Below are 25,645 nucleotides of genomic sequence, written 5' to 3' on the forward strand. Positions count from 1 at the left end.
TTATCTTGATAAAGCCGGAAGATTTTCAGGACTTACTATTTTACTTTTTTTGTCCTTTATATATTTATCCGCTTTAGGATCTTTTTCTAATAATATTTTTTGGGCCTCTTCTGCAATCCCGTTCATTTTTTCTTTGACAACGTAATATTTGAAACTTTCTATAAAATCATTGGATTTTACATTATGTGTTTTCAGGACATATCTTGTTCCTGCTTCAAGATTTGAATTCGGATACATGAAAGTTGCCTGATCGTTAATTGATAAATCTGCCAGAATTTCTGCCATCTGATCTTTTGGGATAAGATTTTTAGGCTTGTCGATATAATCTCCACAAGAAAACAGACACATTAAAACGAAAATGAAGATCAGTTTTTTCATAATCTGTTGATTATAGATTTCCATTTTAAATTTAAAACTCCAAAAACCGCTTCATGAATAATTCCTCCATTCATTTTGCTTTCTCCCAAGATTCTGTTTGTAAAAATAATAGGCACTTCTACAATTTTGAATCCTTTTTTAAAAGCTCTGAATTTCATTTCAATCTGAAATCCATAACCTTTTAATCTTACATTATCCAACCCGATCTCTTCCAGCACTTTTCGCGAAAAACAAACGAAACCGGCAGTTGTATCATGAATTGAAAGTCCTAAAACAAATCTCACATATTTTGAAGCAAAATAAGAAAGTAAAACCCTTCCCATTGGCCAGTTTACCACATTTACTCCTTTTGAGTAACGTGACCCGATTGCCATATCCGCATTCAGACACGCTTCAAAAAGTTTCGGTAAGTCGTTTGGATTGTGAGAAAAATCGGCATCCATTTCAAAAATGTAATCGTATTTATTTTCGATTGCCCATTTAAATCCGTGGATATAAGCCTTTCCTAAACCGTCTTTCACCTTCCTGATAGACAAATGCAAATAGTGCGGAAATTTCTTCTGCAAATCCTTCACTACTTCCGCCGTTCCATCGGGAGACGAGTCATCCACTACCAAAATATGAAAGTCATCTTCCAATGCAAAAACCGCGGAAATAATATTTTCAATATTTTCCTTTTCGTTGTAAGTCGGAATTATGACCAGTTTTTTCATTTCAAAAATTGTCTGCAAAGATAGTTATTATAGACAATCACAAGTCATAAAGGTGTGTTAATTTGTTGTTTTAATTTAATATTCTCATCTTTCAACTGTCGATTTTCCTGTTTAAGAATATCCAAATACTCTTCCATGCTTTTCACCATGAATTCAGGAATATTATAATTGTTATTTATATAAGGAGAATAGCTTCCCGAACTGTTATCATAATTATTAATGATACTTTGGACAACATCCTCTTCTTTAATATCTTCTACTTCCACATCAAGAACTTTTGCTATTCTCTCCCATTCATCATCAGATATTTTAATCTCCCCAGTTTCTCTTCTTTGATACTGGGATTGGCTCATATGCAATAACTTAGCCATATTTTCCTGGGTGTACTTTGCTTTTCGGGTTCTGATCAGCTTATTTTTTACCATCGTATGTCGGATTTAAAAACAAATATAAAATTTATGGGCTAAAAACCACATAAAATTCACATAATAATCACATCAAGAATTAAATTGCATTTTAAGGGAATTGTATATGTTTGTAGTACAAAAGCTTTTGTTTAATTTAATATTAACAATTTAATTTTTTTAAGATGAAAAAAACAATTATTTACACATTATTCTTATCTTTAACTATTGGTTCTATGCTTTCTTGTATGAATGATGAAAATCAAGACAATACAGCTAATCCAATAGAGAAAACTCAAAAAACTAAAAACAAATAAATCTGGGATTTTGCCTTATGTTGCCTTAATCATATTTCCAATTATAGGTCCGGTTGGAATAATATTGGGTGATAAATTGAAGAAAACCACATAAAAATTTTTGTATAATAGAAAAAAAGCCTGAATATTCAGGCTTTTTTTCTATTATACAAAATAATCTATAATTTTGCAAAAAACATTCCTTTGCTGTTATCACAAAATATTACAAATCATATAAGAATACCTGAAAACAACGATTGGGTAATTTTTATATTGTTGGGCTGTATATTTTTATACCTTTTTATGATGAATATCGTAGAGAGAGAGGCCAACCTGAGAGACTTTCTGCTTCAAAAATATTTTGATGCAAGCAATAACCTGCCAAGCTGGGTGATCACTTCCTGTGTGATTGCTCTTACTTTATCTGTTTTAATCTCGCAATACATTCCTACTGTTCCGAAATACGTTGCGGATTTACAGATTTTGGGATATCAGCTTAACAAATTCGGGTTTTGTTTAATTGCTGTGGTATTTTTTTATCTAATAAAATCAGGTTTAGGATTTTTATTTTACCAAAGTATCGGTGATGGAAAAAAATGGACTATTTTTTATTTTACCTCCACAAAATTTTATTTCATTCTGTCATTTTTATTAATAATTTTATGTGTAACCCACTATTATTTCCCTGTCGACAGAAATAAATTGTTTTTATATTATTTATCATTTTTTGCTATAGTCTTCATTTTCAAAGTTTTTTTCTATTTATTTCATAAGAACAACATCTTACCCGAAAAATGGTATTATAAATTTTTGTATATTTGCACCCTCCAAATTGCACCATTATTATTGCTTTGGAAACTATTATTTTTTTAACGAATGTCAATGATGAGAATAAAGTCTATATTGGTTTCTCAACCAGCGCCTAGTGAGTCTTCTCCATATCTGGATATAGCGAAGAAGGAAAAAATAAAGATTGATTTCCGACCTTTTATCCATGTCGAAGGGGTTGACAATAAAGAATTAAGAACACAGAAGATTGATCTTACACAATACACGGGAATTATTTTCACGAGTAAAAACGCTATAGATCATTACTTCAGATTAGCAGAAGAATTACGTTTTGCGGTTCCTGACACGATGAGATACATCTGTCAGTCGGAAGCAATTGCGAATTATCTTCAAAAGCACATTGTTTACAGAAAAAGAAAAATCAGCTTTGGAGAAAAGAATTTCTCTGATCTGGCTCCTCTTTTCAAAAAATTCCCGACTGAGAAATATTTGTTGCCATCTTCAGATGTTTTAAGCCCGGATATCGTGAAAACTCTTGACGCCGCAAACATTGAGTGGAAGAGAGCAATCATGTACAGAACGGTTTGCAGTGATCTTACTGATATTACGATTAAGGATTACGACATGCTGATTTTCTTCAGCCCACAAGGAATTAAGTCATTACAACAAAATTTCCCGGATTTCAAACAGGATGAAACTAAAATCGGTGTTTTCGGAACAACGACTTTGGCAGCAGCGGAAGAAGCGGGAATAAAAGTAGATTTAATGGCTCCTACAAAAGAAACTCCGTCCATGACAATGGCATTGGAAAAGTATATTAAAGCTCTTCATAAATAGGTTTTTAATATAAAATATAAAGTAACCGTCTTTTCATAAAGGAAAGATGGTTTTTTTTTAATTAAATTTGAACAAGAATTAACATTGAATGAAACGTCCATGTAGAATGGCTCTTCAAAAAGAGAAAATGTAGAAGGACGTTCCATCCGACCAAATAAAAAAATTAAAATATTCGGATGAAAGCTCCACAGGCAAAAAAAATAGAAAAAATACTTGAAATACACGGAGACAAAAGGATCGACAATTATTTCTGGCTTAATGAAAGAGAAAATCCTGAAGTCATAAAATATCTTGAAGAAGAGAATTCTTACGAAGAATTTGTGATGAAAGACACAGAACAGCTTCAGGAAGAGCTTTTCGAAGAAATGAAAGCCCGATACAAAAAAGATGACGAATCTTTGCCCTATTTCTTTAATGAATATTGGTATATCGTCCGTTACGAAGAAGGAAAAGAATATCCCATTTTTTGCAGAAAATATAAAAGTTTAGAGAACGAAGAAGAAATCATTCTTGATGTTAATATTTTGGCAGAAGGAGAAGATTATTTTGAGGTCGGAAGCGTTGCTGTTTCTCCAAACAACGAATTAGCCTCATTTTCAAGCGACAACGTTAGCCGCAGAATTTATACCATTAATTTTAAAAACTTAAAAACAGGAGAAATTCTTCCCGATAAAATCCTTAATACAACAGGAAAAGCAGTTTGGGCAAAAGACAATGAGCATGTTTTTTATACCAGAAAAGATGAAAGTTTAAGAGCTTTTCAGGTTTACAGACATAAATTAGGAACAGATTCTTCAGAAGATATTTTAATTTTCCATGAAAAGGATGATACTTTTGATGTCAATGTTTTTAAAACAAAATCTTTGGAATATATTTTCATCGCGAGTTCAAGCACGATTTCGGATGAGCACAGATTTATTCCGGCGGACAATGTATTTGCAGACTGGAAGATTATTCAGCCAAGAATTGAAGATCTTGAATATTCCGTAGAACATTACGAAGACGAATTTTATATCATCACCAATGCAGACGATGCTACCAATTTCAAAATTGTAAAAGCAAAAATAGACAACTGCGGAATGGAGAACTGGGTGGATGTGATCCCTCACCGTGAAAAGGTTTTATTGGAAGGTTTTGAAATCTTTAAAAATTATCTTGTTCTTGAAGAAAGAGAAGAAGGTTTGTTACAGATCAAAATCATTGACGAAAAAACTCAGGAATCTTATTACTTACCCTTTTCAGATCCTACTTACACCGCTTATATTGGAGTTAATCTGGAATTCGACACAGAAGTTTTGCGTTATGGCTACACTTCTCTTACCCAGCCAAGTTCAACTTACGAATATGATATGAAAGAAAAAACCACCAAACTTCTAAAACAACAGGAAGTTTTAGGCGGAAAATTCTTTGCTGAAAATTATATTTCCGAAAGAATTTGGGCAGATTCCAGAGACGGAGAAGCTAAAGTTCCGATTTCTTTGGTGTATCATAAAGATACGAAAAAATCTGCAGATACACCGGTGCTTTTATATGGTTACGGGAGTTACGGACACACTGTTGATGCGAGTTTTTCGAATGTGCGATTGTCAATTTTAGATAGAGGTTTCATTTATGCAATTGCTCACATCAGAGGTGGTGAATATTTAGGACGAGAATGGTATGAAGACGGAAAAATGCTGTTTAAAAAGAACACATTCTTCGATTTTATTGATGCCGGAAAATATTTGATTAAAGAAAATTATACTTCTTCAAAACACCTGTATGCAATGGGCGGAAGCGCAGGAGGATTATTGGTTGGAGCTGTAATGAATTACGAACCGACTTTATTCAACGGAATTGTAGCTCAGGTTCCTTTTGTGGACGTAGTTTCGACAATGTTGGATGAAACAATTCCTTTAACAACCGGAGAATACGACGAATGGGGGAATCCGAATGACGAAGAATATTATCATTATATGAAATCTTATTCGCCTTACGACAATGTGGAAGCAAAGGATTACCCGCATACATTGATTACAACCGGCTTGCATGATTCTCAGGTTCAATATTGGGAGCCTGCAAAATGGACGGCAAAATTGAGAGAATTAAAAACAGACGACAATCTTTTAGTTTTTAAAACTGATATGAGTGCCGGACACGGAGGAGCGAGCGGAAGATTTGAATCGTTGAAGGAAGACGCATTAGAATATGCTTTTTTATTAAAATTAGAAAAGAAAAAAGATGATTAACGACGCAGAATATTGGCAGAAAATACAACAGTTTTTCATTGAAAATTTTGACACCGAAAAAGATGCTCCTATTGAAACTTATTTGTTTTTGATAGGACTTCAGGAATTGGGAAGCGGTCAACAGAAATATACGAAAGACGACAAGCTAAACTTACTTCACATCGCGGTTTGCAGACTTTTAGAACCTTTTGGATATTATAAATTTTCGCATTATGATGATGACGGATATCCCCATTTTGAAGAGTTAGAAAAACTTCCGGAACTCAAACCGAATGAACAACAGATTCTGATGAAAAAAGCGATTATTCAATATTTTCAGGACGAAGAATTGATTTAAAAATAAAAAAACGGAAAGCAATATCACTTTCCGTTTTTTTATTCATTGATTTTTCAAAATTTTCTCCAATTGATTCAGTCCCATTTTGAAACCTTCCTCAAAACCCATTTCAATCAGCTTAGCCATCGCTTCAGAGGTTTGAAAATGAATATTAACGGTAACTTTCGCCCCTTCTTCAACTCCTGTAAAACCAAAAAGCCATTTTGCTTCAGGAAAATCAGGGTTTATATTTCCGTTTTCGTCGCAGAAAGTATCTGTACCATCGAAACTTCTGTGTTCCATAATTTCTCCGTACTTCACCTGAGCATAATGCCTTTCTCCTTCCGGACCGACCATTGAATATAACCAAATTCCGCCTTCCGTAAAATCCTGCTTTTTTGTTTCGCATTTCCAGGGTTTTGGAGCCCACCATTGATCCAATAATTCAGATTTGGTAAAGTAATCCCACACTTTTGAAACTTCAGCCTTGTAAATTTTCATTACATAAACACTGTTCGAATCAAAATCTTTGTTAAAAATGATATTAGATTCCATAATAATATTTTGTTTAAACAAAGCTACTTTTTTCTTCTCTTACGACACTTTTCATAGGACAAGTATTTATAAATTTATAAATAAATGTTAAAAAACATATTTTTAAGAATAATAACACAATTTTTTGGCTCGTTTTTTGTTTATCTAGTCGTAAAATAATTAATTTTAACATTCGCTTTTAAAAGAACTCATAAAATAAAGTAAATGAATAATAAATTCATCCCAATAATCTCGGTGTTTATGACGATCTCATTGATTGTCTTCGTCACGCTCCAGTTTTATTGGTTGAAACGTTATTATGGTGCATTGGATCAGGATTTTTCTTCCAAAGTATATTCCGCACTGGAAAATACTTCGAAAACCATTGGCGAAATTGAGGTTGATAAATATCTGAATGAAGATAATAAAGATTTCAGAACAAATATTCTTGCCAACAGCAGCCAACCGTCTTTAACGACAATTCAGCAGGTAGAAGATTCCGGTACGCAGAGACAGATCGTTTATTCAAAAAATATTATTGAAAAAAACCAGCTTCCGCTGTCCCAAAAAGGCGATTCTTTAAAATTAACAACTTTATATTCCGACGAAGCTGCCTATAAAATAAAAAGAGATACCACAAGTCGCGAGCTTTTAACGGCAGATCTTAACCGGGATATCGAAAATGGTGATTATGCCATGAAAGAATTTGTGAAGGTTAATGGAAACAATTTACCTATTACAAAAAGAGTTGATGAAAAAATTCTGGATTCCGTGATTACAAAAGAATTGAGAATAAGAGGAATTTCTGCAACATTCGGCTATGGAATTACGGATAAGAATAATAAACTGACCAGCGTTGTTAACAAGCTTTACAAAGAGAAAAAAGACAATAATACCTACAATTACCCTCTTTTTACAGACTCAAAAGAAAGGACTTTGTATAGTTTAGCCTTAGTTTTTCCGAAAAAGGAGTATTCCCTGGCGATGAATAATTGGCCCATGCTGTTAGGAACATTCCTTTCACTGTTGACAATTTTGGGAATTTATATTATTTCCATCAACTATATGATGAGGCAGAAAAAACTGGCGGAAGTGAAAACGGATTTTATTAATAACATGTCTCATGAGTTTAAAACTCCCTTAGCAACAATTTCTGTGGCGACAGATTCTTTGGCAAATGATAAAATTGCGACAAATCCTGATAAGGTTAAATATTATTCAAACCTCATCAAACAGGAAAATCTGAGGATGAAAAAACAGGTGGAGAATGTATTGAATATGTCTAAACTTGAAAGGAATGAGGTAAAATTATTCTTAAAAGAAGCCAATGTAAGAGAGCTGATCCGAAAAACAACAGAATCTTTCAATCTGATTGTACAGCAAAGAAACGGCACTCTTACACAGGAATTCAAAGCCACAAATTATACCTTTAAGATAGATGAATTTCACATTTCCAACATGTTGGTAAATCTTTTGGACAATGCGAATAAATATTCACCGGAAGCACCTGAAATCAGTATTAAAACGAATAACGAAGGGAATTGGTATGTAATTGAAATTTCCGACAAAGGAATGGGAATGGAAACCCAGAATAAAACAAAGATTTTCGAAAAATTCTTTAGAGAAGAAACCGGAAATATTCATAATGTAAAAGGACAAGGTTTAGGACTTTCTTACGTTAAAAAAATTGTAGAACTCCATAAAGGTCAGATCATTGTAGACTCCCATAAAGATCAGGGAAGTACGTTTACGATAAAACTGCCGATGAGTTAAAATAAATAAAATAGTAAACCAAATAAACAAAATATAAGAAGACAAGAGTGACGATGTTCATTCTTAATCATTAATTATTAATAGTTAAAACTATGAGCAACAGAATATTATTAGTAGAAGACGACCAGAGTTTCGGGGCAGTGTTGAAGGATTATTTAACGATAAATAATTTCGAAGTTACTCTTGCCACAGATGGTGAACAAGGATTAAAAGAATTTACAGAAAACGAATTCGATATCTGTATTTTCGATGTAATGATGCCTAAAAAAGACGGATTTTCATTAGCAGAAGACGTTAAAAAAATTGACAAAAACACACCAATCATTTTCTTGACAGCAAGAAATATGAGGGAAGATATTTTAAAAGGATATCAGTTGGGAGCAGATGATTACATCACAAAGCCATTTGATACTGAATTACTTTTATATAAAATCAAAGCGATTCTTCAGAGAAGTTCTACATTGGAAAATGAAGAGCAGGAACAATTCAAGATCAGTAATATCTTCTTCGATTCTATGTTGAGACAACTAAGAGTCGGTGATAACGAATACAAACTTTCTCCAAAAGAAAACGAATTATTGAAGCTTCTTTGCATCCACAGAAACGATTTTATGCCGAGAGATCTTGCTCTAAGAAAAATCTGGAAAAAAGAAAATTACTTCACCGCAAGAAGTATGGACGTTTATATAGCAAAACTTCGTAAATTATTAAAAGACGACGAAGGACTGGAAATCATCAACGTTCACGGAGAAGGATTCAGACTTTTAGTTAAGAATTAATTCTAAAATATTATTATAAATATAAAATTAGCAAAGCAATTAAAAATGTTTTGCTAATTTTGTTTTATACCAAAAGGACATGAAGAATATATTTTTAGGCGTTATTGCCATCTCAATACTAACAGTTTCCTGCAAAAAAGATGAAAGAGCAACCTATTTAACTGAAGAAGCTGGTGTTACACAGCCTACGGTTATGAATAACGCTCCAAAACCGTCACTTTTGGATCAGGCTGGAATTCAATCTACTCAGAATGTGGCACCAACTACAGCAGCAGTTACCGCATCGGGAATGAATCCTCCTCACGGACAGCCGGGTCATAGATGCGACATTCCCGTTGGACAGCCTTTGAACAGCAAGCCAGCTCCGCAACAGGGAACTCAAAATGTAACCGTTAACGCCAATCAAGGTCAAACCATCCAAATCGATCCAAATTCTGTACAGCCGGGAAAATTTACCATGGAAAACGGAAAAGCAAAAACGATAAAAACTGCTCCGGGAATGAATCCTCCACATGGAGAACCTGGACACAGATGTGACATTCAGGTCGGGCAGCCTTTGAACAGTAAACCCGCTCCAGCTCCACAACAAGTACAGACTGTAGCTCAAAACACACCAGCTCCGGCTCCAACCCCTGCTCCAACAGGTCCAAAACCGGCAGTTAATCCTCCACATGGGGAACCTTGGCACGATTGTGCGAAGAAAGTAGGAGAAGCATTGTAAAGAATTGAATAGAAGCTGATGATTATCTACGAAATAGAGAGGGATATCGGAGGATCAATTCATGAAGATATTTTAATGAATTGATTGGATAAGTTTATTCAACCCATTAGTAATGATTTTTTTGGTCTTGAATATAATGTATCTGTAACCCTATACGACAAAACGTTTCTTCCCTGTGTGGTTTTCAGGCATCTCGGAAAAGCAATAGAATTAAAATTTAACAGCTTACATGAAACAGTTTCCCGTGGAATAACCGACAGGAAAATAATACCTCAAGCTGATGTTCAAAAAGATATTATTGAAAGATTAATTTCTTGCAGCAATATCATCTCCTTATCAGATATTGATAAAATCGAAATATGCAAATATTCACTCCCCGAAGAAATCAGAAAAAGGGTAAGTTTTAATCCTACGCACTATTTTCTTGCCAGGTTTAGTGATGGAAGCTTTGAAAATTTTCGTGCTTCTGAAACCGGATTTTATGAAGTCCCTTTTAATAACAAACTGGAAAACATAGTTGAAATATTTAATTCGACGCTAATACTCCAAAATGGTGATATAGTTGAACTCAAAAATTACATGGATTGGAAGAACAATGAAGCCAATTTCAAGAAGATACATCTTGGCAAACCTTTCTTTACATGTTATTTTGGAGGTTATAATGAAAAAAATTTTGAAGAAAAGCTGGCTAAAACCCGAATTAATTTTAGAACATAATATAGATAAATAACAATTTTCCTAACTTTGCTTCGTGAAATTAATTCAACTTATATTAATTATTTTGTGCCTGGGGATTTTTTTAATTCCTAAAGATACTTTTTATACTCAGATTTCACAGGAAAACTGTTGTAAATCCGAATCCGGAATGGATTGCTGCAAAAACAATCATAATAAACAAGATTCTAAAGACAATCATCACAAAAAAGAGCAGAAATCAAGCTGTAACGACGATTGCTGTTCGACTTGTCTGGCTTGTTACACTTTCATAGAAACTCCTTTTTCAAAAAGTTTACAGCTGGAATATTCTTATTATAAATCCAATAAGAATTCTCAGTTCGAATATTCCGACCCATACCTTTCGAGCCGTTTAAAAGAGATTTGGCAACCGCCGAAAATAGCTTAATTCAATCAACAAAAGTTCATTAAATTTTTAGTGAACCGTTTTTTAATTAATCTAAATTTTAAACAAATGAAATTATATATTTCCAGGATCGTTCTTGGTATATTCTTATTATCTGCACAATTTATAGTTGCCCAAAATCTTTCTAAAAACCAGTTTAAAGTAAAGGGAAACTGCGAAATGTGCAAAGAAAGGATCGAAAGCACAGCCAAAAAAGCAGGTGCAAAAGAAGCAAGATATTCTATCAATTCACAAACTTTAACCTTAGAAACAGACAGTAATGTTTCAACAGATGATATCTTAAAAAAAATTGCGGAAGGAGGTCACGACAATGAAAAATTCAAGTCAACCGACGCAGCTTACGAAGCTCTTCCGGGATGTTGTCACTATGAAAGAGATGTACAAGCTTCAAGTGCAGAAAACCACGACCATCATTCAAAAAAAGAGAATGAATTTTATGTAAAAGGAAATTGCGAATCATGCAAAGCCAGAATTGAAAAAGCTGCGAAAGATGCCGGTGCGGATTCCGCAGAATGGAATGCAGAAAAACAGACCGTTATCCTTGATTTTGATCCGTCAAAAACCTCAGCAGACAAAATTTTAAAGAAAATCGCAGACGTTGGTCACGACAACGAAAAGTATAAATCAAAAGACAATACTTACAAAAATTTGCCTTCATGTTGCCTTTACGACAGAGAAATTCCTTTTGGTAAAGCCAATCCGAAAGTACATTTTGAAGAAGGAGAAAAAACTGAACATTCTGACCACAATGACCATAATTCTTCAGATGAAAATAATGAAAAGCATATTGAAGGAGTTACTGTAACAGGATCAAAAGCCGCAACATCTTTAAATAAAAAAGAAGCAGGACTGGTTTTTAATATTGACAGAAAAGAACTGTTAAAAGCAGCTTGCTGTAATTTATCAGAAAGTTTTGAAACCAATGCGACTGTCGATGTTTCTTTCAGCAATGCCGTGACAGGAACAAAACAGTTGAAAATGCTAGGTTTAGACCAGAAATACACGAGTTTAACGAAAGAATTATTACCCGAAATCAGAGGTCTTGCTTCAGCTTATGGATTGAATTTCATTCCAGGAAGATGGATTGAAAGCATTCAGCTGACAAAAGGCGGAAGTACGGTAACCAACGGCTATGAAAGTATTACAGGACAAATCAACACCGAGTTTTTAAAAAATGCAGAAAAACCTGAAACTTCATTAAATCTTTTCGCAGATTTTAATGGAAGAGCCGAAGCCAATATCACAAGCGTTTCCAGTATCGACAAAAAATGGTCGCAAACTTTTTTACTTCACGGAAACGGAACTTTTGGGAATACTGATATGAATGACGACGGTTTTCTTGACCGCCCGAAAGGAACTCAGATCAATGCAGCTTATTTATTGAATTACAACGATTTGGAAAAATCAGGATTTGGTTCACATTTCGGAATTAATTTCATTAAAGATGAAAGAACAGCCGGGCAAGTCGGTTTTAATAAAAATACAGACCAAAAAGAACAGTCACTTTACGGAGGCGGAATCGATATTTCAAGATTTCAGGTTTGGAATAAAACGGGATATGTTTTTAAAGGAAAACCTTACCAAAGCTTAGGTTGGATGAATCAGTATACTTTTCATCAACAGGACAGTTTTTTTGGTCTGAGAAATTATTCAGGGAAACAGCATACTTATTATTCAAATTTGATTTTCGAAAGTATTTTAGGCAATACCAATCATAAATACAAAGCAGGAGCAAGTTTTATGTACGATGGCTACGATGAAACGTATCTCATCAATAATTTTAAAAGAAATGAAATTGTTCCGGGGATTTTTGCAGAATATACTCTAACCGGATTAAAATATACTTTGGTTGCGGGAGCAAGAGCCGATTTTCACAATTTGGCAGGAACTCAATTTACTCCAAGATTGAATTTTAAATATGACTTCACGCCACAGACCATTTTAAGACTTTCTGCAGGAAGAGGTTTCAGAACGGCGAATGTTTTTGCGGAAAGCCAGCAATATTTTGCATCAAACAGAAATATTCAAATCTTACAAAACGGCGGAAATATTTATGGTTTAAAACCAGAAATCGCTTGGAATTACGGCGCAAGCTTACAACAGGAATTTAAAATTTTCGGAAGAAAATCTACGATTGTTGCAGACTTTTTCAGAACGGATTTTCAGGATCAGGTTTTGGCAGATTTAGACCGTTCACCTCAGCAATTAACTTTTTATAATTTAGAAGGAAAATCTTTCGCCAATTCTTTCCAAACGCAGTGGGATTTTACACCTTTTAAGAATTTTGATGTAAGATTAGCTTATAAATATTACGATGTTCAGGCAGATTATTTAGATGGAAGAAGAGAAATTCCGTTTATGGCGAAACACAGAGGTTTTGTAAATCTGGCCTATTCCACCAATAAAAATAACAATGGAGGATTTTGGAGTTTTGACACTACTTTAAACTGGGTTGGAAAACAGAGACTTCCCAACACTTCAAGCAATCCTGAAGAGTTTCAGTTGCCCACATATTCCGAATCTTACGCAGTTTTAAATGCACAGATTTCGAGAAATTTCAATAAAAAAATCAGAGCGTATTTGGGTGGTGAAAATTTGACTTCTTATTATCAAAAAAATGCGATCGTTGATTTTAAAAACCCATTCGGAAATTATTTTGATGGCGGAATGGTCTATGCACCAATTATGAAAGCCAATTTGTATGTTGGTTTGGATGTGACATTCTAGGTATGAGAGTTTGAGAATTATAGAGTTTGAGCGAATCAACCAAATTCATTCAAATTAAAATATATAAGCATGATCTCAATAATTTAATGTTATTGAAATCATGCTTTTTTGTATCTTTAACTAAACTAAAGGCATGTCACAAACTTTACTTTTTGAAGATAATTACAAGAAATTCGGGCTGAATATATTTTCTAATGAAAATCTTGAAACCATCAACAAAATAAAATCTCTACCTTATATAAAAGTCCTTTTTGTTCCTGCCAATTACGAGATTACCATAGATTTTAATCATTATAAAACGGAAGCTCCTACTCTGTTTTTTCTTACGTATCAATATTTAGATATAAAAAACGGAAACTCCGACGAAGCATCTCTGCTTTATTACAACAGAGATTTTTATTGTATTCAGATTCATGATAAGGAAGTGGCTTGTGATGGATTACTTTTCCATAACGTCTTTGAAATTCCGAAAGTTGATCTTGATGAAAGTGAAGTTTATATCATTAAAAATTTATTTCAAAGCATAAAAGAAGAGCTCGAATGGAAAGAATCTTCAAGCGAAGAAATGATCAGAACTTATTTGAAACAACTCATCATCCGTGCGACAAGAAAATGGAAAAAACAAAATCTTGATAACGATACGGTAAAAATTCCGAGTAATGAATTGGATGTTTTCAGGGATTTCAGCAGGCATCTGGAAATTCATTTTAGAGAGAAGCACAATGTCGCAGATTATGCAGATTTGCTTCATATTGCTCCAAAGACGTTAACTCATAAATTTAAAAGTTTAAATTTAGACTCTCCGAACCAGTTTATCATTAATCGAATTCTGTTAGAAGCGAAAAGATTATTATTTTACACAGACAAGCCTGTCAAGGAAATTGCCTATAATCTTGGCTATGAAGATCCGGCTTATTTCAACCGGCTTTTCACTAATAAAATTGGAAGCACACCGACAAATTTCAAAAAAAATTACATTTCGGGAAAAAAGTACAACAGTTAAGTCTTTTTATCTATTTATTTAAACTTATAACCGACATATCTTTGTATCATCAAAAACAAACAACATTAAATAATAAAAAACAAAACATTATGAGACGTAACGCAACAGCCGTTTGGAACGGTAACATTAAAGAAGGTAACGGACACATCACTACTCAAAGCACAACTTTGAACGAAACTCAATATTCTTTCAACAGCCGTTTTGCTGACGGAGTGGGAACAAATCCTGAAGAATTATTGGCAGCAGCTCACGCAGGATGTTTCACAATGAAATTAAGTGCAGAACTTTCTCAGGCAGGTTTTACTCCTGAAGAATTAAAAACAACCTCTGTAATCACTCTTGATCCGAGCATCGGAAAAATTACAAAATCAGAATTAACTTTAACTGCAAAAGTTCCAGGACTTTCTGAAGAAGATTTTCAAAAATATGCTAAAATCGCTGAAGAAGGATGTCCTGTAAGTGCAGCTTTCAACTTTGAGATTACCTTGAATGCTACTTTGGCGAATTAATTTAAACCATTAAGAAACATTTTACCCAAAGGTAAAACACCATCTTTGTCATTCCGTAGGAATCTAGACTAATTTTTTAGAGATTGAATTATAAAATCTTTGTTTAGATTCCTACGGAATGACAAACTGGATGCATAGAAAGTATTAAATAATAATTAAGTCTGAGCTTTTGAATTAGCTCAGGCTTAATTTTAAAACAAAATATACCAATCGGTATATTTTTTGTATATTTGCATCATAATTAATTGACAATGTCAACAAAAGCAGAAAAGACAAAACAATTCATTATTGAGAAAACCGCATCTTTGTTCAACACCAAAGGTTATACTTCTACGTCTCTTTCGGACATCACGGAAGCAACGGGATTAACAAAAGGAAGTATCTACGGAAATTTTGAAAATAAGGATGAAGTCGCTCTTGAGGTCTACAAATACAATTCAGGCTTGTTGGGAAAAAGTATGTCCCGATCGCTTGGAGATGAATTTCCTACCACCATTGATAAATTATATGCTTTTGTTAATTTTTACCGTAAAAGCTGGCAATCTGTTTTCGATACCGGAGGCTGTCCTTTGATGAACGCTGCAACCGAAGCCGATGACAAATTTCCTACTTTAAAAAAACGGGTTACAGAATCTTTTGAAGGTTGGATAAAAAATATCGCGGAAGTCATTATTCAAGGGCAGAAAAATGGTGAAATCCATCAAAATGTCAATGCTGATGAATTCGGATCATTATTTATCATGCTCGTCGAGGGCGGAATTTTACTTTCCAAAACGACCGGCGACGAAAAATATCTCAACCTTGCTTTAGACAGAATATTATTAATTATTGATAAAGAATTAAAACTCCTTCCATCATAAACTTCACAATATGGAAACAAAAAAAGTGGCAATCGTAGGATCCAACAGAATCCCGTTTGCCAGAATGAATACAGCTTACACAGACAAAGGAAATCAGGATTTACTGCTTTCTGCGCTGAATGGTTTGATCAGTCGTTACAACCTTAAAGGAAAACTTCTTGGCGAAGTTGCCGGAGGAGCGACGATTAAACACATTTCTGAAAGCAACCTCATCAGAGAAACCGTTATGAACACCTCTCTTGATCCCGGAACTCCTGCGTGCGACCTTCAACAAGCGTGTGATACGGGAATTGAAGCGGCAGTGTACGTCGCAAACAAAATTGCTTTAGGACAGATCGAAAGCGGAATTGCCTGCGGTGTTGAAGCCATGAGCAATATTCCTTTTGAATCTTCACCAAGATTAAGAAAAGCTTTATTAAAAGCCAATAAAGAAAAATCAGCTTTTGGAAAAATTAAACAATTACTAGCTCCGAAACTGAAAGACTGGATGCCGATTCCTTACAAAGGTCAGGAACCAAAAACAGGCTTAGTAATGGGCGGTCACACAGAAATTACAGCAAAATATTATCAGATTTCCCGTGAAGATCAGGATGAACTAGCTTTCAGAAGTCATCAAAATATGGCAAAAGCATATGATGAAGGATTTTTTAATGATATGATCACTCCGGCTTTTGGTTTAGATAAAGACAATAATCTTCGTCGTGATACGAGTTTGGAGAAATTAGCTTCATTAAAACCCGCTTTCGACAAACAAAACGGAACATTAACAGCCGGAAACTCAACTCCATTTACAGATGGAGCTTCTGCCGTTTTATTAGCAAGTGAAGAATGGGCAAAAGCGAATAATCTTCCGATTTTAGCGTATATCACTTTTTCAGAAGTTGCCGGAATCGAATATGTTGAAAACAAACAAAACTTATTGCTGGCTCCCGTTTTTGCAACAGAAAGAATGCTTAAAAAAGCAGGAATGAGCTTAGAAGATTTTGATTATTATGAAATCCATGAAGCGTTTGCAGCACAGGTTTTAGCAACATTAAAGATCTGGGAAAATGATGATCTGGCCAAGAAATTCGGATTAGAAAAAGCATTAGGAAAAATCGATCGAAATAAATTAAACGTAAAAGGTGGAAGTCTTGCCGTAGCGCATCCATTTGCAGCAACAGGCGGAAGAATTATCGGAACTTTAGCAAAAATTTTACATGAAAAGGGAAGCGGAAAAGGATTTATTTCAATCTGTGCTGCTCGCGGACAAGGTGTGACGATGATTTTAGAAAAATAAGATAAGTATGGATAGATTAGCACAATTAAAACAATTCATCGGAAAAGAATTTGATCAATCGCCCTCTCCTTTTATGAAATGGCTTAATCCTATTATTATTTCAGCAGAAGAAGGACAACTGGAATTTCAATATACTGTAAGACCGGAATGGCTCAATCCCATCGGGAATCTTCATGGGGGTATAACAGCAGCAATTGTTGATGACGTTATCGGCGCAACCATGTTTTCTCTAAATGAAAATTCTTTCATGACAACCATTAATAATGTGATTGATTATTTTTCAACAGCAAAAGAAAATGATAATATTGTAGCTGAAACTAAAATCATTAAAAGAGGTAAGCAATTTGTAAATGCGCAGTGCGAAATATGGAATGCGGATAAAACAAGACTTATTGCAAGAGGAACCTCCAATTTATTCAAAATCAATAACTAGGTATGAAAAGAGTTGTCATTACAGGACTCGGCGCAGTGACGCCATTGGGAAATAATGTCGAAGAATTTTGGCAGAACAGCATTAATGGAGTAAGCGGGGCGAATAAAATAACCCATTTCGATACAGAAAAATTCAAGTTAAATTTTGCCTGTGAGGTGAAAAATTTTGATCCGAAAGTTCATTTAACCCATCAGGAAATTAAAAGGAGTGATCTGTTTTCCCAATACGCCATGTATTCAACAGCAGAAGCACTTAAAGATTCCGGGCTTGAGCTGGAAAATATGGATCCTTTTGATACAGGGGTGATTTGGGGAACAGGACAAGGCGGAATGTGGACTTTCGAAAGTGAGGTCGCAGAATTCACAAAAGGGGATGGAACTCCTCGTTTCAATCCTTTTTTCGTTCCTAAATTTATTGCCAATATGGCTTCCGGAATGATTTCCATGAAATTCGGACTTCAGGGAATTAATTATACCACAATTTCAGCTTGTGCTACAGGAAATACAGCAATAATGGATGCTTTCAACTATATCCGTCTCGGAAAAGCGAAAGTGATTGTCAGTGGTGGTTCTGAAGCAGCCATTACGCCATCTTCCATCGGAGGATTCTCCGTTATGAAAGCAATGTCTACAAGAAATGATGATTTCGCAACAGCAAGTCGTCCTTACGATGCAGACAGAGATGGTTTCGTAATGGGTGAAGGTGCAGGATCATTAATTTTGGAGGAATATGAGCATGCAAAAGCCAGAGGAGCGAAAATATACGCAGAATTAGTCGGAGCAGCAATGACAGCCGATGCTTATCACATGACAGCACCTCATCCTGATGGAGTGGGAGCAATAAAAGCAATGCAGTTGGCTCTTCATGAAGCGGGTGCAAATGTGGAAGATATTGATTATTTAAATCCACATGCAACTTCTACCCCAATGGGAGATCTGGTTGAATTAAGAGGGATCAGCAAGTTATTCAATGGAAGCAAAAACCTTGACATCAGCGGCACAAAATCAATGACAGGACATTTATTGGGAGCGGCAGGAGCAGCAGAAGCTATTCTTTCGATTAAAGCTATTGAAAATGGAATCATTCCACCAACAATCAATCTTCATAAAATCGATGAAAATATTCCGAAAGACGTGAATATCATTTTTGGAGAAGCTAAAGAAAAGAATATCAATTTTGCTTTAAGCAATGCTTTCGGTTTCGGAGGGCATAATGCGACTTTAGTTTTCAAGAAGTTTTCTTAAGTTGTTGGTAATCGCAAAGGCGCAAAAAAATATTTATCCTTGTGCTTGTTAAGGCGCAAGGATTTTTATTTGCAATAAAAAATTAAGTAAAAATATCTTCTTGAAAATTGAAAATCTTTTGTCAAACTGAGCCTGTCGAAATGTTCTTGCGCCTTAAAATATTCGAATCGCAGAAAATTTGCGCCTTTACGGTTTCCAACAAAAAATAAAAAAGCAGTCAAAGGTTGGCTGCTTTTTCATTTTATAATCAATTAATTCTAGTAAAAATAAATTTGGAATAAATCTTCTAGTGCGAATCCGGAACAAAAAAATCTTCAGCATTTTCAGTAAGTGGAATATACAATCTTTCCCATTTTTCACCTTCAACTATTTCCCAGCTATGACCTTCTCCTTCAACATCTTCCGCCAAGAGAATAATTCCAGGCTCAATAAGAAATGTTGATCCATCGCTTACTTTAAATCTGATAGTTCCTTTCACTGTCACAACATATTGCCTTCTCGGAGCCGGATGTGTGATCTTTTCCCATTCTTCAGTTTTATTACTAATCCAAAAGGTTGTCGTGTTCATTGGTTTCAAAGTAGGGATTTTCCCTATTTCAAACGTACATTTCCCGTCAGGACTATTTATCAACCTTATTGCAGTAATAAATTCTGAAGTATCAATCATAAATTAAACTTTTAACCATTCCGACTTAGAAAGATAATTCTGATCGGGATAATAAATAAAAAGGCAATTTCTTCCTTTTATGGTATTAATAATGGGTTGTGTTAATGCTTTTGGAATGGCAGGACAACCCCAGCTTCTTCCTATTCTTTTGTGCATTGCTGCAAATTCCTCGCTTACATAATCCGCACCATGCATCACAACTGCTCTTTTGTAGGCCGCATCATTAAATCCTTTATCCATTCCCAGCAGTCTTAGAGAATATCCGTTATCTCCGTCATAAGTCGCATCTGTGATATAAAATCCTAAACTGCTTTGAAGCGAACTTTCCGTATTTGAAAAATTGGTGGCAAATTCTTCACCTGTATTTTTTCCGTGGGCAACAAGAGAATTAAATAACACTTTTTTCTCGTTCATATCAATCACCCAAAGTCTTTTCGTATTCGAGGACATAGAAAAATCGCATACCGTAAGTAAATGCGAATCCGAATTAAGCAAACCAGCTTTCTTCAAATTTTCAAAACCTGTTAAGGCTTTAAAGAAAACTTCTTCGTTAAGTTCATGTCCCGGTTCAAACGCTATCGACTTGAATAATTCTTCTGATGAAGATCCTGTATTGGTCTTCTTCTCAGATTTTGTGTCGGCTAATCTTTCAATTTTTTTTGTACTGATTTCATTCTTTATGATTGCCTTTTTTGGAGACAAATAGAATGAAGTAGTTACCATGTAAACAATACCTAATAAGCTATAAAATCCTTTCATTCAATATTATGTTAAATCCAATTGAGTCAGCAAATGTATAAAAACATAATTATTAAAAGGAATAACTCCACAAAGTTTAACTCAATTTAAGAAAATTTAACTTCCTGATTCTGTGAATAAAAACACATTATTTTTGCGAATCCGGAACAAATTCTAAGCTTACGGAATTCATGCAATAGCGCAATCCAGTAGGTTTCGGACCATCATCGAAAACATGTCCCAAATGCGAATCGCACCTTTTGCAAAGAACCTCTACTCTTTCCATTCCATAAGCAGTATCTCTTTTGTAATAAACACCTTCTTTATCCGCTTCAAAAAAACTTGGCCAACCACAACTGCTGGAAAATTTTGAAGTAGAACGGAACAGATGATTTCCGCAAACTGCACAATAATATTCTCCGATCTCGTCAAATTCATTATACTTTCCTGTAAAAGCTCTTTCGGTAGCAGCTTCTCTTGAAATCGCATATAAATCCGGGGCTAAGATCTTTTTCCATTCTTCATTGGAAATGTTCAGTTTTGCAGTATCTGTTCTGGAGTAGTATGGATTGTTTTTTGCTTCGTTTTCCATAGATTATTTTAAATATTTGAGTTAAATCGCAAAAGTTTTCAGCACTTTAATATTTATAAGTTTAATTATTTTAATTTAAAGTGTTTAAAATAACTTGAACGTCTTTATGATTAGAGTTTTTATTAAAGATAAATATCATACCAAATTTACTAAATTTGAGAATATGAATGATGAAGCAAAAAGAAAACAGTTAAGAAAATATAAAGCATTTGCCACAGGGTTATTTGTCTTGATGGCGGTGATTTTCATTATTACAACAATCTTACAAAAAAACAACGATTCTCATTGGATTGGTTATGTTCGTGCCTTTTCTGAGGCTGCGATGGTAGGTGCTTTGGCAGATTGGTTTGCAGTGACGGCACTTTTCCGCCATCCGCTTGGATTACCAATTCCTCACACAAATTTAATTGAAAACAGCAAACAAAGACTGGGCGATAATCTAGGAAGTTTTGTGGTCAGTAATTTCCTTTCGCCTCAAAATATCCGTCCTTATATTCAAAAGCTGAAAATTTCGGGTTTTGTAGGAGAATGGCTGGGAAAAGAAAAAAACCAAGAGGTTTTAATTAAAAATCTGTCAGACATTGTTTTAGATATTTTAAATAAGCTTGATGATTCTACGGTAAGTCAGTTTATCAGTAAAAAAGTTTCTGAAATGACGGATGGTATTAAACTCAACAAAATCGTCGGAAACGGGATCGGCTATATTTTAGAAAAAAACGATCATCAGAGAATCATCACGAATCTTTCATCACAGATTAAAAATTACATTACCGAAAACGAAGAAATGATAAAAGACCGTGTGAAAAAAGGGAGTTACACTTTTATTCCGGCTTTTGTGGACAATAAAATTGCGGATAAAATTGCGAGCGGACTTGCTGATTTTTTCAAAGAGATTGAAGAAGACTCGCAACACGAGATCAGAAATTTAATTACAGAAAAAATTCATGAATTTTCAATTGATTTAAAAGAAGATCCGAAATGGGATGATGAGTTTAAAACCATTAAAAATGATCTTTTAAAGGGTGATAAACTGGAAGAATATTCCAACGACATCTGGATCTCCATTAAAAATACTTTAAAAAAGGAATTGCAGGAAGATCAATCTTCATTAAAAAATTATTTATCTAAAAACCTGAATGAATTTTCACAAAATTTAAAAACCGACGAAAATTTTCAGAATAAAATCGATCATTGGGTTCGTGTGACCGCTTATAAATACATCCTTAAAAACACTCATCAATTCGGAAACCTCATCAGTTCGACCGTTGGAAACTGGCAGGGAAAAGAACTCAGCGAAAAACTGGAACTGGAAGTCGGAAAAGATCTCCAATTCATCCGGGTCAACGGAACTTTGGTGGGCGGATTGGTAGGATTGATTATTTACACCATCGCTCATTTCTTCCTCTGATAAAGCCAAAACTAACGATAACTAAACCATGAAAAAACTTTTTATTTTATTATTTTCTTTAAGTATAACCTATTTTCTCTGTCAAAAAATTGAGCTTAAGAAAACAACCGACTCTTCACAGATTTTCAAAGGAGAAATTGCAGGAAGCCCAATTACCATCCAATTGAATTTTGCTGGAATTATCGATTGTAATCAATATCAACATTTTGTCGAAGGTTGGTATTATTATGATAAATACAAAAAGAAAATTCCGTTGACAGGAGTTTACAATCTTGGAGATTTATATCTTTTTAATTTTGGTGATCAACAGAAAAAGACAGTTAAGCTTTTTAAAGAAAAAATAACGCGTGGCCTTATTGAAAAATCAGACAGTATTGCGAAAACATTGAAGGTTAAAGAGATTTTAAGTTTTTCCGGTCAGGAAACTGATAAAGATGCTTCCGGAAACCTTTACTTTGAAAATAAGACACTCTCTGCAAAATTATTTACAAAAGACACCCGAATTTACCGCTACAATAATTATATAACCATTCCGAACAATAAAAAGATAAATACTTACGATTTCATCAATAAAGTTGGTGGAAATCAATTGGTTTCTTACGCCTCAGATCAATCAGGAAACAGAATTTTGTTATATTTTGAAGAATTATCCAATTTTAATTTCTGTGGAATGTGTGGCGCAAGTGACGGTGAAAAGGGATACAGAATTCTTTATTTTACCAACGACTGGAATTTTAAAAGTTATGATGACTTCCTTATAGAAAGCTGTATTGAGAATATTTATGACACGACATCAACAAGATTGAAAGAGTCAAAGGTTTTAAAATTCAATGTGAAAAAATCATCCGTTTCTCCGGCTTATACTTTTGTAGTAGATGTGAAAAATGCAACCATTACAAAATCAAGGTAATAAAAAAGAGAGCTTAAAAACTCTCTTTCTATTATTTTCTTCTAAAGATTTTTCTGAAAAGATTGGGATAAAAATCTTCCGTTCCGATTTTCATTTTTTTTGTTACAGGAAATAAAAATTTCAACAGCGGGATTAAAAATATCGTTAAAACAACTAAGATTATAATATTCATTCCGTGAAAACTATCTCGGTAATCTGCTTGCTCTTTTCAAAAGTTCTTTATTGATTTCATTAATCAATTCCGGACCTTCATAAATAAAACCAGTATATAGCTGAATCAAACTTGCTCCTGCATCCAGTTTTTCAATGGCATCTTTAGCAGAGTGTATACCTCCAACTCCGATGATCGGGAACGCTCTGTTGCTTTTATCAGAAAGAAAACGGATAACTTCTGTAGATCTTTTGGTTAAAGGTTTTCCAGAAAGCCCCCCCATTTCAGATTTATTTTCTGATTTCAAACCTTCTCTTGAAAGTGTTGTGTTTGTTGCAATTACACCGGCGATTTTTGTTTCTTTAACAATGTCAATAATGTCTAAAAGCTGATCATCAGACAAATCCGGAGCAATTTTCAGCAAAATAGGTTTTGGATTTGTTTTTTCTGTGTTCATTTGCTGTAAAGTTCCCAAAAGCTGAGTCAAAGGTTCTTTATCCTGCAATTCTCGAAGATTTGGAGTGTTTGGCGAACTCACATTCACCACAAAATAATCTACGTAAGGAAATAATTTTTCGAAACAAATTTTGTAGTCATTGACCGCTTCTTCGTTCGGAGTTACTTTATTTTTACCGATGTTTCCGCCGATCAGAACGTTCTTATTTTTCTTTAATCTTTCAACAGCCGCATCAACACCTTCATTGTTGAAACCCATTCTGTTGATAATCGCAGAATCTTCTTTTAAACGGAAAAGTCTTGTTTTATCGTTTCCGGGCTGACCTTTTGGTGTCAAAGTCCCGATTTCTATAAATCCAAAACCCAAATTAGAAAGTTCTTCAAAAAGCACTGCATTTTTGTCAAAACCGGCAGCCAAACCCACTGGATTTTTAAATTTTAACCCAAAAACTTCTCTCTCTAATCTTTTGTCTTCAATTGGTTTTGGAAGAAAAAGTTTTGTTAAAAAGGGGAAATTTTTAAGCATCGAAAAAGTAAAATAATGAACTTCTTCTGGATCGAATTTAAAAAGAATCGGGCGAATAAGCGATTTGTACATTGAAAAAAAGTTTTACAAAAATACTTATTTTAAAATTAATCTCCGGTTAACCTGTTATATTTTTTGACAATAAACACAAACATCTGTATCATCTACAAATTAACGAGATCTTTTTTAACGTAAAGGTTTTATTTTACTGGAATTAATGTTTTAAGAAGCAATTTCCCGCTTTCCATTACAATCTTTTTTTGCAAAAAAGGATTTTCATTGTAATCGGGGCTAGGAACTTGCGACTGCTATTTTTCTATTATAAAACTAAACCTTCAAGGTTTTGAAAACCTTGAAGGTTTGAATCCCAAGCCTTCCAAATAACTTCTAATAACTTTGCTGAGATCCTTCCAGGATGACAAACTTTATGGTAATAAGAAATAAAATAGTTAAGAATACAAACTCAAATCGAAATTCAAAATACCGCCTACTCTCTTGAACTCATCATCTATAGTGGCGTTTACCGTAATTCTTTCGTTAGAAATAGGATGATTAAAAATCAATTGATGAGCGTGAAGTGTCATTTTGTTGATGCCAAATGTTTGAAGCCACAACTTATTCTGCTTATTGCAACCGTGTTTACGACAGCCTAAAATAGGATGTAAAATATGTTTAAAATGTTTTCTCAACTGATGAAATCTTCCCGTTTCAGGAATGGCTTCAACCAAACAATATCTTGAAGTCTGATGTTTTAAAAAAGGTAAATTTATTTCTGAAGTCTGTAAACGATGATAATAGGTAACGGCATTTTGTTTGACTTCATTTTCGTTAATCAAATCATAATCGATGGTTTCTTCTTCTTTCGCCCAGCCCCGAAGAATAGCTATGTATTTCTTTTCGACTTCTCGTGATGCAAACTGATCGCTCATGATTCTCAAGGTTTCTTTATCTAAAGTGAACAACAAAACACCTGAAGTTTTTCGGTCTAATCTATGCACGGGATAAACTTTTTGTCCAATCTGTTTTTTCAACTCCTGAATAGCATAAGTATCTGCTTCTCCTGAATAAAAAGATTTGTGAACTAATAATCCGCTGGGCTTGTTGATGGCAATAAGATGTTCGTCGCGATAAAGAATTTCTAACATTCGACAAAAGTAGAAATTTTCGGGTGATCTCTAGTATTGATTGACCGACATGTTTGAGCTCATTTTTTGAGTTTCTGCGCGGCGGCGG

General features: G+C 34.3%; 28 protein-coding genes. 19 read left to right on the forward strand and 9 right to left on the reverse strand.

The genetic code is table 11. The annotated features are described in order from the left end of the window. The 3 genes from ABD745_RS16460 to ABD745_RS16470 are packed head-to-tail and all read right to left on the reverse strand — an operon-like array spanning position 1 to position 1,516. Positions 1–378: a DUF4296 domain-containing protein gene (locus ABD745_RS16460; RefSeq protein ID WP_344832492.1), complete on the reverse strand. Its 378-nt coding sequence runs from the start codon at positions 376–378 to the stop codon at positions 1–3. Beyond that, positions 375–1,091: a polyprenol monophosphomannose synthase gene (locus tag ABD745_RS16465; protein ID WP_344832497.1), complete on the reverse strand. Its 717-nt coding sequence runs from the start codon at positions 1,089–1,091 to the stop codon at positions 375–377. The genes ABD745_RS16460 and ABD745_RS16465 overlap by 4 nt, the downstream gene beginning before the upstream one ends. Positions 1,092–1,135: 44 nt before the next feature. After that, positions 1,136–1,516, reverse strand: coding sequence for a helix-turn-helix domain-containing protein (locus ABD745_RS16470; protein ID WP_047397272.1), 381 nt, complete (start codon positions 1,514–1,516; stop codon positions 1,136–1,138). A gap of 164 nt (positions 1,517–1,680) precedes the next feature. On the opposite strand from ABD745_RS16470, the gene ABD745_RS16475 reads away from it, so the two are divergent. From ABD745_RS16475 to ABD745_RS16495, 5 genes are all read left to right on the forward strand, one after another. After that, the gene (locus ABD745_RS16475) at positions 1,681–1,812 is read left to right on the forward strand and encodes a hypothetical protein (RefSeq protein WP_344832503.1); all 132 of its coding nucleotides are present in this window, start codon (positions 1,681–1,683) and stop codon (positions 1,810–1,812) included. Positions 1,813–2,097: 285 nt separating this feature from the next. Next, positions 2,098–2,664, forward strand: coding sequence for a DUF4271 domain-containing protein (locus tag ABD745_RS16480; protein ID WP_344834037.1), 567 nt, complete (start codon positions 2,098–2,100; stop codon positions 2,662–2,664). Positions 2,665–2,676: 12 nt separating this feature from the next. Next, on the forward strand, positions 2,677–3,417 hold the full coding sequence (locus ABD745_RS16485) for a uroporphyrinogen-III synthase (protein ID WP_047397313.1): 741 nt from the start codon (positions 2,677–2,679) through the stop codon (positions 3,415–3,417). A gap of 176 nt (positions 3,418–3,593) precedes the next feature. After that, positions 3,594–5,645 (forward strand): S9 family peptidase, encoded by a 2,052-nt coding sequence (locus ABD745_RS16490; RefSeq protein WP_344832506.1) that lies wholly within the window; start codon positions 3,594–3,596, stop codon positions 5,643–5,645. Further along, positions 5,638–5,982 (forward strand): hypothetical protein, encoded by a 345-nt coding sequence (locus ABD745_RS16495; RefSeq protein WP_306618024.1) that lies wholly within the window; start codon positions 5,638–5,640, stop codon positions 5,980–5,982. The genes ABD745_RS16490 and ABD745_RS16495 overlap by 8 nt, the downstream gene beginning before the upstream one ends. Positions 5,983–6,024: 42 nt before the next feature. On the opposite strand, the gene ABD745_RS16500 is transcribed toward ABD745_RS16495, so the two are convergent. After that, positions 6,025–6,516, reverse strand: a complete 492-nt coding sequence (locus tag ABD745_RS16500) for an SRPBCC family protein (RefSeq protein WP_344832513.1) — start codon at positions 6,514–6,516, stop codon at positions 6,025–6,027. A 204-nt stretch (positions 6,517–6,720) separates the two neighbouring features. Between ABD745_RS16500 and ABD745_RS16505 the strand changes: the two genes are divergently transcribed. The 12 genes from ABD745_RS16505 to fabF all read left to right on the forward strand — a co-directional run bounded on the left by ABD745_RS16505 (position 6,721) and on the right by fabF (position 18,964). After that, complete coding sequence (locus ABD745_RS16505) at positions 6,721–8,268, forward strand: sensor histidine kinase (protein ID WP_344832515.1); 1,548 nt, start codon at positions 6,721–6,723, stop codon at positions 8,266–8,268. Between the two features lie 92 nt (positions 8,269–8,360). Beyond that, positions 8,361–9,047 carry a response regulator transcription factor gene (locus ABD745_RS16510; protein WP_027380477.1) on the forward strand — a complete coding sequence of 229 codons (687 nt, stop codon included), beginning with the start codon at positions 8,361–8,363 and terminating at the stop codon, positions 9,045–9,047. 79 nt (positions 9,048–9,126) lie between these two features. Further along, a complete protein-coding gene (locus ABD745_RS16515) occupies positions 9,127–9,768 on the forward strand; it encodes a hypothetical protein (RefSeq protein ID WP_344832519.1) in 642 nt (213 codons plus the stop codon). An 84-nt stretch (positions 9,769–9,852) separates the two neighbouring features. Further along, a complete protein-coding gene (locus tag ABD745_RS16520) occupies positions 9,853–10,485 on the forward strand; it encodes a hypothetical protein (RefSeq protein WP_344832522.1) in 633 nt (210 codons plus the stop codon). Positions 10,486–10,519: 34 nt separating this feature from the next. Then, positions 10,520–10,891: a hypothetical protein gene (locus ABD745_RS16525; protein ID WP_344832524.1), complete on the forward strand. Its 372-nt coding sequence runs from the start codon at positions 10,520–10,522 to the stop codon at positions 10,889–10,891. A 66-nt stretch (positions 10,892–10,957) separates the two neighbouring features. Continuing rightward, positions 10,958–13,636: a TonB-dependent receptor domain-containing protein gene (locus tag ABD745_RS16530; RefSeq protein ID WP_344832528.1), complete on the forward strand. Its 2,679-nt coding sequence runs from the start codon at positions 10,958–10,960 to the stop codon at positions 13,634–13,636. 133 nt (positions 13,637–13,769) lie between these two features. Then, positions 13,770–14,639, forward strand: coding sequence for a helix-turn-helix domain-containing protein (locus ABD745_RS16535; protein WP_344832531.1), 870 nt, complete (start codon positions 13,770–13,772; stop codon positions 14,637–14,639). Between the two features lie 89 nt (positions 14,640–14,728). Beyond that, on the forward strand, positions 14,729–15,148 hold the full coding sequence (locus tag ABD745_RS16540; protein WP_089754956.1) for an OsmC family protein: 420 nt from the start codon (positions 14,729–14,731) through the stop codon (positions 15,146–15,148). Between the two features lie 251 nt (positions 15,149–15,399). Further along, positions 15,400–16,008 (forward strand): TetR/AcrR family transcriptional regulator, encoded by a 609-nt coding sequence (locus ABD745_RS16545; protein WP_344832537.1) that lies wholly within the window; start codon positions 15,400–15,402, stop codon positions 16,006–16,008. A gap of 10 nt (positions 16,009–16,018) precedes the next feature. Beyond that, positions 16,019–17,287, forward strand: a complete 1,269-nt coding sequence (locus ABD745_RS16550) for an acetyl-CoA C-acetyltransferase (RefSeq protein WP_344832540.1) — start codon at positions 16,019–16,021, stop codon at positions 17,285–17,287. A 7-nt stretch (positions 17,288–17,294) separates the two neighbouring features. Continuing rightward, the gene (locus ABD745_RS16555) at positions 17,295–17,720 is read left to right on the forward strand and encodes a PaaI family thioesterase (RefSeq protein ID WP_344832546.1); all 426 of its coding nucleotides are present in this window, start codon (positions 17,295–17,297) and stop codon (positions 17,718–17,720) included. A 2-nt stretch (positions 17,721–17,722) separates the two neighbouring features. After that, the gene (fabF, locus tag ABD745_RS16560) at positions 17,723–18,964 is read left to right on the forward strand and encodes a beta-ketoacyl-ACP synthase II (RefSeq protein WP_344832551.1); all 1,242 of its coding nucleotides are present in this window, start codon (positions 17,723–17,725) and stop codon (positions 18,962–18,964) included. Between the two features lie 286 nt (positions 18,965–19,250). On the opposite strand, the gene ABD745_RS16565 is transcribed toward fabF, so the two are convergent. The 3 genes from ABD745_RS16565 to msrB all read right to left on the reverse strand — a co-directional run bounded on the left by ABD745_RS16565 (position 19,251) and on the right by msrB (position 20,961). Beyond that, positions 19,251–19,631, reverse strand: coding sequence for a cupin domain-containing protein (locus tag ABD745_RS16565; protein WP_344832556.1), 381 nt, complete (start codon positions 19,629–19,631; stop codon positions 19,251–19,253). A gap of 3 nt (positions 19,632–19,634) precedes the next feature. After that, positions 19,635–20,390 (reverse strand): murein L,D-transpeptidase catalytic domain family protein, encoded by a 756-nt coding sequence (locus tag ABD745_RS16570; RefSeq protein WP_344832560.1) that lies wholly within the window; start codon positions 20,388–20,390, stop codon positions 19,635–19,637. A gap of 127 nt (positions 20,391–20,517) precedes the next feature. Beyond that, positions 20,518–20,961 (reverse strand): peptide-methionine (R)-S-oxide reductase MsrB, encoded by a 444-nt coding sequence (gene msrB, locus ABD745_RS16575; RefSeq protein ID WP_047397248.1) that lies wholly within the window; start codon positions 20,959–20,961, stop codon positions 20,518–20,520. A gap of 163 nt (positions 20,962–21,124) precedes the next feature. On the opposite strand from msrB, the gene ABD745_RS16580 reads away from it, so the two are divergent. Beyond that, positions 21,125–22,369, forward strand: coding sequence for a DUF445 domain-containing protein (locus ABD745_RS16580; RefSeq protein WP_344832566.1), 1,245 nt, complete (start codon positions 21,125–21,127; stop codon positions 22,367–22,369). Between the two features lie 28 nt (positions 22,370–22,397). Beyond that, the gene (locus ABD745_RS16585; RefSeq protein WP_344832568.1) at positions 22,398–23,279 is read left to right on the forward strand and encodes a hypothetical protein; all 882 of its coding nucleotides are present in this window, start codon (positions 22,398–22,400) and stop codon (positions 23,277–23,279) included. A 182-nt stretch (positions 23,280–23,461) separates the two neighbouring features. Here the strand turns inward: ABD745_RS16585 and ABD745_RS16590 are convergent, their stop codons facing one another. Together ABD745_RS16590 and ABD745_RS16595 are read right to left on the reverse strand one after the other, a co-directional pair. After that, positions 23,462–24,484 carry a quinone-dependent dihydroorotate dehydrogenase gene (locus tag ABD745_RS16590; protein ID WP_344832572.1) on the reverse strand — a complete coding sequence of 341 codons (1,023 nt, stop codon included), beginning with the start codon at positions 24,482–24,484 and terminating at the stop codon, positions 23,462–23,464. Between the two features lie 377 nt (positions 24,485–24,861). Continuing rightward, positions 24,862–25,557 (reverse strand): pseudouridine synthase, encoded by a 696-nt coding sequence (locus tag ABD745_RS16595; protein WP_344832574.1) that lies wholly within the window; start codon positions 25,555–25,557, stop codon positions 24,862–24,864. Positions 25,558–25,645 lie beyond the last annotated feature (88 nt).

It is taken from the genome of Chryseobacterium ginsenosidimutans (genome assembly GCF_039536845.1).
Classification (GTDB): Bacteria; Bacteroidota; Bacteroidia; order Flavobacteriales; family Weeksellaceae; genus Chryseobacterium; species Chryseobacterium ginsenosidimutans_B.